The sequence below is a fragment of the Ruegeria sp. BF6 genome (assembly GCF_056538665.1).
In genome coordinates, this window is sequence record NZ_JBQFTN010000015.1 from 34243 (window position 1) to 46893 (window position 12651).

Here is a 12651-nt window from a genome sequence, read left to right on the forward strand (position 1 = left end):
ATCCTCCCTTGGACTAAGTCATAGAAGTCCGCGTGGAACGGTTTCGGACCATTCCTTCGTCAGAACTTCGGTTTCATCCGCGCCTTCAGTGGCGCGTAGTTTGCGGTAGAGGTAGAAATTCTGTGCATCACAACTCATGCGGCACTTGGTCGAGATGGCAACCTGCCAATCCGCCCGTTCAAAGGTGAAATTCCAAGCCGTCTCGAAACATGCGGTTGAGGGATCATCCGGATGAATGCCATAGTGCATGCGCACGTCGCTACCGACAATCAGATCGTGGTAGGGATCGCGCGTTTTACCGTAGTCATCAAACGTCTTCAGAACTATCTGGCCGTCTTCGCTCTCGATCTGTTCGGACTGCGATGCAGGTGACCGAAGTTGCTCGGCATCAAGAACCGGGTAACCTTGAGCTTGGCCAGGTTCAGAGGCTTGTATTTCGTGCGTAACTTCGCGCACAGGCAAGTGCAGAGTGCAATTCTGCAGGTGTAATGTCACCTCAACGGCATTCGGTGCCGGCCAGACGATCGGCCAGTAAGACGTCGACAGGGCCAGCCGCAGCACATGACCCTCACGCAAGCGGTGCGCGCATTCATTCAGGGCAATCTCGGCCTCGTAAATCTCTCCGGGCCTTAAGGTTTCGGGCGCTTCATGACTGCGGTAGTGACAGAGGTTCAGCGACCGATAGCTGATACGTTGTGATACACCGTCCGGCGACACATCGCACAATCGAGCAACAAGCTGGGCAACAGGCTGATCCACCGAAAACTGAAACTTCAGTTTAGCGCGCCCCAGCAACTCCATCGGCGCTTGCAATGGTGCGCTGTTAAAACAGAGCGACAAGGCGTCATCGCTTGACTGATCTCCGGGAAGCTCGTTGTCAATCCGCATGCCAGCACAGAAATACCCGCCTTGCATACCGACATGAAAAGGTGATGCGATTGCCAAGGAACCAGGGCTTGGGCTTTGGGAAAACCCGCCGGGAACCAAGTGCCAGATCTGTTCCTGTAGGTGCGGCGACGGCCAGCTAGCTTCCGCAATCCAACGACCTTGCCGAGGGCCATTTTGCGGCGCTGGGTTAAAGTGCTCCTGCATGTATGTCCGATAGGCAGGCAGGTCCTCTGCACCATTTTCTTGCCCTTTCAACCAGCGATCAAACCAGCCGATGACTTCGGAATGGAAATCCGCAGGATCAAGTTTCGAGATATGAGGATACCGATGTTCCCATGGCCCGATGACGGCCTTGCTCGGTGCCCTCAGATTTGCAGCCAAAGCGGGTGGAGCATTCACATAAGCATCTGCCCAGCCTGTGATCGCCAAAACAGGAACTTGAATGGCAGACCAATCCTCGCAAACAGAGCCATGCCTCCAATAGGAGTCACGGGTTTGGTGACGCAACCAATCTGCGGCAGAGAATGGGACGTTTTGCAGGCGAGCCAGCCAATCCTCTCGCCAATCTGCACGTAGGTCCGGATCGGCGGGGCGCGTCAGGTATGCAAACATCTGACTACCCCAGTTCACGTTATCACTCAGCAGGCACCCGCCCATAAAATGGATGTCATCCGCATAGCGATCCACGGTCGAGGCAACGCTGATAACAGCCTTCAAAGCTGGTGGTCGGCGAAAGGCTAGTTGCAAGCCGTTAAATCCGCCCCACGATATTCCGATCATCCCGACATGCCCGTCACACCAATCCTGCGCGGCAATCCAGGCTATGACTTCCTCGCCATCACGCAGTTCCTGCTCAGAGTATTCATCATCGAATTGACCTTCGCTGTCCCCGGTGCCGGTTATGTCGACCCTCACGCAGGCATAATCCGCCTCAGCGAACACTGTGTGTGTCGTTTCATCTCTCGGCGCTGTGCCGTCGCGTTTGCGATAAGGCAGATATTCCAGAATAGCCGGTACAGGGCTCGTTTCGGGTAACCAGAGTCGCGCAGCAAGACTCCGTCCATCCGAGAGTGTGATCCATGTGTTTTCGATGGTCTGAATTGGCATCTGGAGGCTTGTCTGTTGCGAGTTGATGCCGAAGAAGAAACCAATTTGCAGGGAAAACAAATTGTGCGATCTTGTGCGAATTGACGCTATCTGTCGTCCTATAGCGTCAAAACGCGAAAGGTTTTACCGGTGACAGAGAATTTTTCCACAAACCTAAAGTCGTTATGCGCAGAACACGGGAGCATTTCGCAGATTTGTCGTGACATCGGCGTCAACAGACAGCAATTCAATCGTTACCTGAATGGCTCTAGCCTGCCTTCGGCCCACAACATGCGCCGAATTGCGCGTCACTTCGATCTGACAGAAGCAGAGCTGTTCGCTGAAACTGATAACTTCGAACGAATGCTAAAGGGTGTCGTGCCACAAGTTGGCAAAACGCCCACAGACGCATTTCTTGATCCTTTTCGGGGTCAACAGAAAAACTTGAGGCGTTACGTAGGGTTTTACCATTCATATTTCTGCACGCCATCTTGGGAAGGAAAGATCTTCTGTTCATTGATCCGCATCCAGGAAGTTGATGGGCTTTTCACTATTCGTTCCAGGGAAATTGCCACGTCGACAGACAAAAGCATGCACCAGATTTCCCGCTATTCCGGCTTGGTGACAATGCGGGGAAACAGGATATTCGTGACAGAACACGAGCTTGCACGAGAAGGCAGCGTAGCCAACACCATCTTGTACTCCGCGCACCGGCAGCAACTGAAGTATCTACGAGGAATGACCATGGGCGTCGCCTGGCGCCCGTACCCTCATCCCTATGCTGCCAAAACTATCTGGAAACGATTGCACGAGCGCGTCACTGCGCGCGAGGCAATTGCCGCTTGTGGTATCTACCCATTCCAAAGCAATAAGATCGACCCAACTGTCAGGAAGCACCTGACCGAGGCTTGAATCGTCGGATCAACATAAGCGGCGGTGCGGTTTCCTTGGCGCGATATAAAGTTGAAAGGACACATTTTCATCCAGGCATTCCGCAATCAGCTTCGCAAACGTGCTGATGACGTACCCACATCACTGATGTTTGACTGGAGTATTTGAGGCCTGGGATCAAAATTCCCAACCATTGCAAGACGGCTCTGTGGACGCATCCAGGCCAATAGAGACCTGGAACTCACTGTGGTTGGGAATGACCGGTCTAAAGACATCAGCTGCAACGTAATGATATTCGTACTGCCCCTGCAAACTATTACTGCGTCGGCACTAGCAGCATGAGCAAAAGGCGGCTTTCGCTCCGTTGCCCGCGCTGAGCACGAACCACCTAATCCTACGAACGCGTTAAACGACGGGCAGGTGTAACAAAGGCAGAAATTGGCGAGGTTCGCATTTAGCCAAGTTGAATGCCTGCGGTGCTGGTGTGTCGGACAGTGGCGTGGGCGTGTGACATGATGGCTTTTATCTACCACGGTATTGGGCGAAGCCGACCTGCCTGGGCCCTGAAACGATAGGCCAGTGCGGATGGCCAAATCTAAGGGCTAGCCATCCGACTTTTGCATATTCAGAACGCCGCGAGATCTCGGAGGAACAACGCGATGCCCGGGAGAAATATCAGCAACGCCGTCATCAGAGCCAATATTGCGAAGAACGGCAAAGTCCCCCTGATTACTTCCAGATAAGGCCTGTTGAAGATTGCGATTGCGGTGAAGATATCGCAGCCAAAGGGTGGCGTAGCCGATCCAATGGCCATCTGCAGCGTGACCATAACGCCAACAAGAACCGGATCAAGCCCCGAGGTATCTACGATCGGAACAAAGATCGGAGTGAGGATGACAAGTACAACAAGCGAGTCGACAAACATGCAGCCCACGAAGAAACAAAGGGCGATGATGAAGAGAATGTATTCGTGGGACGCGCCTTCGAGGTTGAGCGGCTCCAGCAGGCCCTGGGGTATCTGTTCAAACGAGATATACCAGGAAAACGCCTGACCGACCCCGACAAGAATGAACACGACCGCTGTGATCAAACCAGTACTGAGTGCCGAATCCAATACATCATTGAGCTTCAGTTCTTGGTAGATCACGCACTCGACGATCAGTGCGTAGAGGACCGAAAACGATGCCGCTTCTGTTGGGGTGACGGCTCCGGAATAGATGCCGCCAACGATCAGTACTGGGAATCCCAAAGGAAGGACAGCTCTGCGGAAAGCCGCCCTGCGCTCAGCACTAGATTTCTTCGGGACAAGCGCAATCTGATCGCCTTGCAGCGCACTGTAGAAGTAGCAATAAATCGAAAACATGACCGCCAGAACAACCCCCGGTCCGATCCCTGCGATGAACAACTCCCCAACACTTGTATTGGCTAGTGTGCCGTAAAGGATCATTCCGATGCTGGGAGGAATAAGGAAGGCGATGTCGCTGGCATTGATGATCAGTGCCATGACAAAACGGTCCTTGTAACCCGCTTTCAACAATTTTGGCCTCATGATCTGACCGATCGAGACCACTGTTGCCTGGGTCGACCCCGAGACTGAGCCAAACAGCGTGCAACTGATGCAAGCAGTGATCGGCAAGCCAGCCCGGCGGTGCCCTACAAATGCTTCGATCAGGCCAAGCAGGTTGTTGGCAGTATGGCCGCGGGCCATAATATCGGCGGCAAATATGAACATTGGCACAGCGATGAGCGCGTTCGGTGAAATGCCGGTTACCATTTGCTGAATGATGACGCCGGTATCACTCTGAGAGAAATGTACCAGGCCGATCAGGGTCGCAACTGCCAAGGGAACGACCATGGGGTAGCTGAGAAACAGCAGCACAACCATCGCTACGACCAGCGTAAATGTGATGACGTAGATATCCAGCTCACCGGCCACGATATCCCCGAGAAATTCAAGGAAACCTGACATGTCAGACTCCAATCTCTACTGCGTCGCTGTCTTCGACCTCATAAGAGTGCCAGGCGCCGGCATGGCTGATGTTCATGATAAAAGCGATCAGGTACTGCAGGCTGGCCATGAAAAGGCCAATCGGGATCACCGAGTAGATTATGTAGACCGGGAATTGCAGCGCCGGGCTCAGGCGGTTCAGTTCTTTGATCTCCAAAACGTAGAAAACGGATTTATATGCCAGATATGCCAGCAGCAGGCTGGTGGTGATCGAAATCAGTGTCAGGACGGCCTTTTTTGACTGACGGCTCAGCGTATCGTAGAGCGCCGTCATACGAATATTCCGGCCTTTCCGGACCGCATATGCAAATCCGAAAAAGGTCACGCTGACGATCAGGAACTGGTTCAGTTCTTCGGAAAAGAAAAGGCTTTTACCAAAGGCATAGCGACCAATGGCGTTGGCGGTCGAGTTCATCATCATTAGTAGAATGGCTGAAATGATGACGAGCTTCTCAATGAATTCAGTGCCCTTGCTCAAGGCGAGCAGTAAGGTTTTCATGGACTTCCCTCCCTAGGCACACCGGTGGGCGCACCTCAAAACGAAGGACGCGACGCCTGAACAGGACGCCGCGCCCCCCAGCAATTTCAGCTTTAGTTATGAGGCGTTTTCGACCTCTTTGAGCAAGCTTTCGAGGATCTTCTGGGCACCATCACGCGCAGTGGGTTTCTCGGCGTCGTCATAGGCATTTTCGACCACGTCATAGAAAGTTTCGTGCAAGGTGGCGCTTTGGGCTTCGAAGACAGCGCGCTCTTCCTCGGTCAGGACAATGACCTGCAGATCGGGACGTTCCGCCTTGATCTTGTCCATGTTCTCAAGGTTGATCTTGATCTGGTAGTCATGCGCCGCCTGTTCTGCTTCGGCGATGGCTTTCTCTACCATTTCCTGCTGATCGGCGGGGAGACCGTTGAACCATTCGCTGTTGGTCGAAACGGTGCCGACATAAGGCAGTTGACCAGGGAAAATCAGGTAATCCTGAACTTCGTGCCACTTCGCGTTGTAGATGAAGTAGATAGGGTTCACCATTCCGTCGACGGTCTTCAGCTGAAGCGCGCCATAGACCTCGCCCCAGGACAGCGGTGTCGGGTTGGCGCCGAAAGCCTTGAAGGTTTCGACAGGAATGGTCGAGGTGAAAGTGCGGATTTTCTGACCCTCGAAATCGGCGGGGCTGCGGATCGCCTTGTTGGCGCCCCAGGCCATTTCGCCTTCCGAAATCATAGTCAGCAGCTTGAGGTTCACTTTCTCGAACTTCGCGCTCAGGTCTTGGTAGATTGTCGGGCTCGTTGTCAGAACCTTGCGGATCACATCGACATCTCCCCCAAGCACATAAGGCAGATCGAGAACCTGTGCCTCGGGCACATAGGAACCAAGGTGACCTGTGCCGACAGAAACGAACTGGACGGTGCCTTTCGATGTAAGTTCGACGATGTCGTTCTCGGTGCCCAACTGCCCGTAATAGTAGATGCGCACTTTGATGTCGCCGTCGGATTGCTCCTTGATGCTTTCGGCAAATGCCTGAGCGAAGATGTCCTGAACGTCTCCTTTGTCCTCTTCCGAGGCGAATTTCCACGTGTCCGCGAATGCCGCGGTGGACAGACCGGCGGCAAGCACTGCCGAAGTGAACAGCTTGCTAATGGTAGATTTCATTCTGTTGGTCCTTTCTTGCCCGCTCATGCGAGTCCTTCTGAGATGATAACAAGAGGGCGCGTTTCCTCTGCGTTCCCTTGTTCGGTGGTTCTTTTGCACAGTGCCCCGTAACCGGCCGCACCAGATGGTGTGGTCGAGATACCAAGGGCGGTGACAGCTTCGGCAGCTGCCTTGCCTTCTTCTTCGGAAAGCGTTTCGTATTTCACGTCGCAGCGTTCGAGCACGTCCCAGGCCACGATCGAGGGTTCCTTGCAGTCAAGGCGACCCATGTTTGAGTCTTGCCCGTCACTGCGGGATGGTTTCCCGGCCAAGTTGCTTGTTTTCAGGCAAGCGGCTGCACTGGGTTCGACGACGATCAATTCAGGTTGTTCTGCCCAATTCAGACGGATCATATGTGACATCGCGGCGGCAAGCCCGCCGACGCCAGCCTGAAGATAGACATGTGTTGGCCAGAGGCCGGAGGCTGAGAACTGCTTGCGCATCTCCTCGGCGATGACGCAGTACCCCTCCATCACCAATTTCGGAATCTCGGTGTAACCGGGCCAGGTTCCGTCGGCCAAAAGCGTGGCGCCGGTAGTTTCAGCGTCGGCGATGGCCGCCGCAACGCTTTCGTCATAAACGTCGCCTGAGCGGACCACTTCCGCACCAAGTACTCTGAGCCGATCGCCAAATCCTTCGGGCACAGTCCTTGCAAGGTGAATCCGTGCCCTAGCCCCCATCGCCCGCGCTCCGGCAGCAACGCCTATGCCGTGATTGCCCGCACTGGCGCAAACGAAAGTGTGGACTGCCGCAAAGTCTCGAAAATCTGCATCCCCCATCCGTGTTTGGGACAGCGTTTCACCCGTTTCTTTCTGCCATGCCTCCTCAAGAATGCGCGCAACGGCGTATGGCGCACCCAACGCTTTGAAAGCGCCAAGCCCCATTCGCTGCGTTTCGTTCTTGGCGTAAACGCTCAGACCACTGGGACCTTGGATTTCGAACAGCGGTGAAACAGCATAGTTCTCCTGTGCCTGAAAAAACTCCAGCGCGCGGGCAAAATCCGGCGCAAAATTGAGGTTGTCGGTACGTGTCATGTGCTATTCATCCGCTTTTACTGTGAGCAGAGATTTTGCATGACTCGCTTGTTTGTATTTTTCGTATTTGGCCATATTGTTGAAAAACAATTTCACTCTTGGCCAATGTGGAGCGGAGAATTTTCATGAGCGCCGACCTTGATGATGCAGACACCACAATTCTCAGAACGCTTCAGAAGGATTGCCGAATCGGACTTGAACAACTTGCGCAGGAGTGCAGCCTTTCGGTTCCGTCCGTGCAGCGCCGGCTAAAGCGGCTCCGGGAATCCGGCCTGATCCTAAGAGAGGTCGCCGTCCTCGACCCGTCGCGTTTCGATTACAAGATGACATTCGTTGTTCTCGTGGAACTTGATCGGGAATCGCTGCAGCAGCTGGATGTTTTTCGTAAGCGCGCCAGAAACGAGCCACAGGTGCAGCAATGCTACTATGTAACCGGAGACGCCGACTTTATTCTCGTCTGTGTCGCCCGGAACATGCAGGATTTTGAGGATTTGACCCACCGATTGTTCTTCGACAACTCTAACGTCCGCAGATTCCGCACATCTGTAGTGATGGATCGTACGAAAATCGGCCTAAACCTTCCGATTTGACCACTTTGGTAACTTCATTGACATTGAGCGCAGATTCGACCGTTTCCCAGAGGATAATTGAACTCCTATATGAATCCATCTGGATTCGCCGCTTTGGTGCAAGTTTTTCTGTCTACGGGGCGGAAACTTGATACAATTCGCGCATCGTCAATGTGTAAAACAAGATTGAATTACACGTGGATGACGGAATGAGTGATTTAGAGACCCGTTTAATCGAACTTCGGCAAGATCTGCACAGGAATCCTGAACTGGGTTTCCAAGAGACACGAACCAAGGCGATTGTTGCCGACCGATTGCGTGCTCTCGGGATCGAGGTGCACGAAGGTGCAGGCGTTGTCGGTGTGCTTCGGTCCCGAGATGGCAACAAGGCTATCGGGCTACGTGCTGACATGGATGCGCTGCCGATCACCGAAACATCCACGCATGACTATGCTTCAACATCGCCGGGAGTTATGCACGCCTGCGGTCATGATGGCCATACTACAATGTTGCTAGGAGCGGCGGAACGCCTGTCGCAAGATCCTTCCTTCGACGGCACCGTCGTCTTTCTGTTCCAACCGAACGAAGAGCATGGGCTTGGTGCTCGCGCGATGATCGACGAAGGGGTGCTTAAGCAATTTCCGGTCGACGAAGTTTATGCAATCCACAACCTGCCCGGAGCGCCCACCGGCCAGATTTCGACGCGTACCGGTATCATCTGCAACAGCGAAACACTCTTTGAGATTGATGTAAAAGGGCAAGGCGGCCATGCTTCCATGCCGCAGACTGGCGTCGATGCCATAACCGTTGGTGCTGAAATTGTTCTCGCATTACAGACAGTAGTGGCGCGAAAGCTTGCACCGGCGTCCGGCGCAGTCATCTCCGTCACCGAATTCCTGACTGACGGTCAACGAAATGTCCTGCCAGGTAACGCCACGCTTAAGGGTGATTTCCGGGCCAGATCCCCCGATGATCGCGTGGCCATCAAACGTTTCATGCGCCTGATTGTCGAAGGGGTGGCAGCTGCGCACGGGATTGAAGCCTCCGTGGCTTTTGACACTCAATTCGTCGAGACCATCAACTCAGAAGCACCGGTCGAAGCAGTTTACCGTGCCGCTGAGACGGCGGGTTGCGACCTGATCAGAGATCGCGACCCGATGAGTTTTTCTGAAGATTTTGCACAGCTGTCAGCCGCCGTGCCGGGCTGTTTTCTCTTGCTGGGCAATGGCGAGACCGGACCAAATGCCCAACCGCTCCATGCCTCTGACTATGATTTCAATGATGCCCTGTTGCCCATAGGTACAAAATTCTGGGTCAGACTGGTTCAAGACCGACTGCCCCTTCGAAAGGAACACTACTTATGATCGCCCCACGACGCGGCTTCGACAAAGAAGAATACGCCACGCGCACGGCGGCGGCACAGGCAAAGATGACTGAATCTGGAATGGCTGGCATGTTGCTGACCACCGAACCGGATGTGCGCTATTTCAGCGGGTTTCACACGCTGTTCTGGCAAAGCCCAACCCGTCCGTGGTTCCTGTTCATACCCGCAATGGGAAAGCCAATTGCGATCATCCCCGAGATTGGGGCCGATTTGATGCGACGCACCTGGGTTACTGATATCCGTACTTGGAGTGCCCCGGCACCCCAAGACGACGGTGTTGGGCTTTTGACCGATCTGTTGTCTCCCTATGCGGGACGGGGCGAGACAATCGGTCTGATGAAGGGACATGAAACCCATCTGCGGATGCCGCTTGGTGACTATGAACGGCTGATAACTGGCCTTGAGGGACTCGTGATTGAAGATGCTTCAGAGATCGTTCGCAGCTTGCGAATGGTAAAATCCGAGGCCGAGATCGAAAAGCTTTCACATATCTGTGCCATCGGTTCGCGTACATTTGCACGGGTGCCTGAAATCGCCCGCGAAGGTCAGCCTCTCGAAGACGTATTCCGGGCTTTCCGCCGTGAAGGGTTGGCACAGGGCGCCGATGACGTTCCTTATCTTGTCGGCGGTGCAGACACTGGTGGCTATCACGACGTTATCTCGCCCCCCTCTCGTCGCCCCTTGGCGCGCGGTGATATCCTGATGCTCGACTCTGGCGCCAACTGGGATGGATACTTCTGCGACTTCGACCGGAACTGGGCCATTGGCAGCGCGGATGATGCCTCGCGCCGCGCCTATGACGTTCTTTGGCGTGCAACCGAGGCCGGGATTGCCGCTGCCCGTCCTGGCGCTACTTGCCACGATCTATTTCATGCGATGCAGAGAGTGATCGCTGAACTGGATGATCAGGGCGGTGATGTTGGCAGGTTAGGTCATGGGCTTGGCATGCAGCTGACCGAATGGCCTTCGCATGCCATCTGGGATTCAACCGAGATTAAAGAGAACATGGTGCTTACCCTTGAACCTTCGCTTGGCTACGGTGACGGCCTGATCATGGTGCACGAAGAGAACATAGTTGTCCGCGCAGGTGGCGCGGAACTTCTGACCGAGCGCGCCGCGCCCGAGCTTCCAATCATCTGAGGTCCTCTATGAAGCTTGAATTCCAAACAGATGAAGGCATCGGTACACGTGCAAATCTCGGCGTTATCGTTCTTGAAACGGACGAAACGCTTGAGCAAGAGTTTTCGCGCATCATGGATCTCGCAGGGGTTGCGCTTTACCACAGCAGAATCCCAATGGTGCCCGAAATCCGGCCCGACACACTGGCTCGAATGGAGCAGGATCTGCCGGCATCCGCGCGGTTATTGCCGCCATCGCTCAGCTTTGACGCCATCGGATTTGGCTGCACCTCGGCCTCGACGGTGATCGGGTCGGAGAAAGTGGCTCACGCCATCGAAACCGTATTCCCTGACGCTTGCGTCACCGACCCGCTGGCGGCAATCATCGCTGCCGGTAAGCATCTGAAGGCCAAGCGATTGGGCTTTGTAACACCTTACATCCCAGAAGTATCTGCCGGGATGCGTGCAAAGCTTGAGGAAGCCGGATTCGAGATCGCGGGCTTCGGCTCGTTCGAGGAAGGCAATGATCGTGTCGTCGCCCGGATCAAAGAAGCGTCAATCCTTGAGGCCGTCGATAAAGTGTCCGCGCAAGCACCCTGTGACGCCGTGGTTGTGTCCTGCACGAATCTACGATGCCTAGATGTCATCGCTCGGGCGGAAGAAAAGACCGGGGTGCCAGTCCTTTCGAGCAACCAAGCGCTTGCCTGGCACATGCTTCGGCTGGCAGGCATCGAGGACACCAATACCCGGTTCGGGCGTCTCTTCGGATAGCATGGTAATGCTGGGCGTATCGTCGCCGACGGGGTGTCGGAATTTTCCCGCGTTTAAGCCCAGTGTTTATCAAGTGGCAGCCATGCCTGCCCTACTGTCATAAACGCAGCGGTGATTGGAGATGTGAAAAACTGATTTCCCGGGATTGGCCCGTCACGCGTTTGACGCGGAAGCAATTGATCCCCATTGCAAACGGCATCAATCCTCATTCACCCTCTTGGAAGCTTTGGTCGTAAAGCAGCTGCTCGTTCAATAGGATTATTCCAGGAACTAAAACTGGGAGCGACAGGCTACTACTGAGATCAGGCCAGCAGAGATTTTAACCGGTACATCGACAGAATTGGAGTGAAGACGATCAATACCTCGTTCCACTCTTTTCGCCACAACTTCAAAGACGCTTGTCGACACGCCGGTGTGCAACCTGACGCCAATGACATCCATTTGCGCCATGCGCTGCGCTGCATGGCTGGGCGCTATGGAGATGGCAACATACCTATGCCGTTACTTTAGGAAGCAATCTGTAAGCTGGGATTTAGAGATTTGACATTGGCGAATGTAGTGACACACCCATGACGCACGCCACGATAACTATCTAGCCGAGTTTTTAATGATCAGCCTAACTGTTCACGCATTCGTCTCCACTATTGCCCCTCCAGCGCAACTGAAAAATTGCTTCAATGGTGGGTCAAGAATTGTGCATTCTGTTGTCAGGTAGTTCCACTTGATGATCTAAGCCGCTACGATTGTAGTTGAGGCAACAGACAGGCTAACGTGATGCGAAGTATAATCTTCTTACCCTTAGCAGCATTTTTCCTAGGTGCTGTTTTCGAAGCGAAATCTGCAGCGGCGGCTCCTCTTGGACGATACGAAGTTTTTGGCGTTGAAGGCGGAGACATGCTGAAGCTGCGTGCAGGACCCGGAATAGGATTCAACGTAATCGTGGGCCTTCCAAACGGAACCGCTTTGCGAGTTCACAGTTGCGAACAGACCGGTGGCACCCGTTGGTGCCGCGTGTCCTTGCAACGCGCGCGTGGGCTAAAGGGGTATGTTTCATGGGCATATTTGCGAAAAATTTGATGTTTTAGAGGCTAGCACCTTCGTTTTGACGCTACCCACAAAATGCCAGTGGGAGACGTCCATTTAGTCCTATTGCACTCTTCATTTAGTGGTTTCATCAGGCAACTGGGCGCTACGAGTGCATTCGGCAAATCTCAACCC

General features: G+C 54.0%; 11 protein-coding genes. 6 read left to right on the forward strand and 5 right to left on the reverse strand.

The features are described from left to right. Positions 1-18: 18 nt before the first annotated feature. The gene (locus ACR0IM_RS20625) at positions 19-1995 is read right to left on the reverse strand and encodes a CocE/NonD family hydrolase (protein ID WP_480683087.1); all 1977 of its coding nucleotides are present in this window, start codon (positions 1993-1995) and stop codon (positions 19-21) included. Between the two features lie 129 nt (positions 1996-2124). Here ACR0IM_RS20625 and ACR0IM_RS20630 point away from each other — a divergent pair, with 129 nt between their 5' ends. Next, a complete protein-coding gene (locus ACR0IM_RS20630) occupies positions 2125-2886 on the forward strand; it encodes a helix-turn-helix transcriptional regulator (protein ID WP_480595233.1) in 762 nt (253 codons plus the stop codon). 604 nt (positions 2887-3490) lie between these two features. On the opposite strand, the gene ACR0IM_RS20635 is transcribed toward ACR0IM_RS20630, so the two are convergent. From ACR0IM_RS20635 to ACR0IM_RS20650, 4 genes are all read right to left on the reverse strand, one after another. Further along, the gene (locus ACR0IM_RS20635; protein ID WP_480643057.1) at positions 3491-4774 is read right to left on the reverse strand and encodes a TRAP transporter large permease; all 1284 of its coding nucleotides are present in this window, start codon (positions 4772-4774) and stop codon (positions 3491-3493) included. 61 nt (positions 4775-4835) lie between these two features. Further along, entirely contained in the window at positions 4836-5372 is a 537-nt protein-coding gene (locus ACR0IM_RS20640) for a TRAP transporter small permease (protein ID WP_480643033.1), read from the reverse strand. Positions 5373-5468: 96 nt separating this feature from the next. After that, a complete protein-coding gene (locus tag ACR0IM_RS20645) occupies positions 5469-6518 on the reverse strand; it encodes a TRAP transporter substrate-binding protein (RefSeq protein WP_480643032.1) in 1050 nt (349 codons plus the stop codon). 23 nt (positions 6519-6541) lie between these two features. Further along, the gene (locus tag ACR0IM_RS20650; RefSeq protein ID WP_480643030.1) at positions 6542-7591 is read right to left on the reverse strand and encodes a pyridoxal-phosphate dependent enzyme; all 1050 of its coding nucleotides are present in this window, start codon (positions 7589-7591) and stop codon (positions 6542-6544) included. 125 nt (positions 7592-7716) lie between these two features. Here ACR0IM_RS20650 and ACR0IM_RS20655 point away from each other — a divergent pair, with 125 nt between their 5' ends. The 5 genes from ACR0IM_RS20655 to ACR0IM_RS20675 all read left to right on the forward strand — a co-directional run bounded on the left by ACR0IM_RS20655 (position 7717) and on the right by ACR0IM_RS20675 (position 12510). Continuing rightward, positions 7717-8181 carry an Lrp/AsnC family transcriptional regulator gene (locus ACR0IM_RS20655; RefSeq protein ID WP_480595244.1) on the forward strand — a complete coding sequence of 155 codons (465 nt, stop codon included), beginning with the start codon at positions 7717-7719 and terminating at the stop codon, positions 8179-8181. A 188-nt stretch (positions 8182-8369) separates the two neighbouring features. Next, on the forward strand, positions 8370-9524 hold the full coding sequence (locus tag ACR0IM_RS20660) for an amidohydrolase (protein ID WP_480595247.1): 1155 nt from the start codon (positions 8370-8372) through the stop codon (positions 9522-9524). After that, positions 9521-10684, forward strand: a complete 1164-nt coding sequence (locus ACR0IM_RS20665; protein WP_480595248.1) for a M24 family metallopeptidase — start codon at positions 9521-9523, stop codon at positions 10682-10684. The genes ACR0IM_RS20660 and ACR0IM_RS20665 overlap by 4 nt, the downstream gene beginning before the upstream one ends. A gap of 8 nt (positions 10685-10692) precedes the next feature. After that, entirely contained in the window at positions 10693-11433 is a 741-nt protein-coding gene (locus ACR0IM_RS20670) for a maleate cis-trans isomerase family protein (protein WP_480643024.1), read from the forward strand. Between the two features lie 774 nt (positions 11434-12207). After that, a complete protein-coding gene (locus ACR0IM_RS20675; protein ID WP_480595252.1) occupies positions 12208-12510 on the forward strand; it encodes an SH3 domain-containing protein in 303 nt (100 codons plus the stop codon). The last annotated feature ends 141 nt before the right edge of the window (positions 12511-12651 follow it).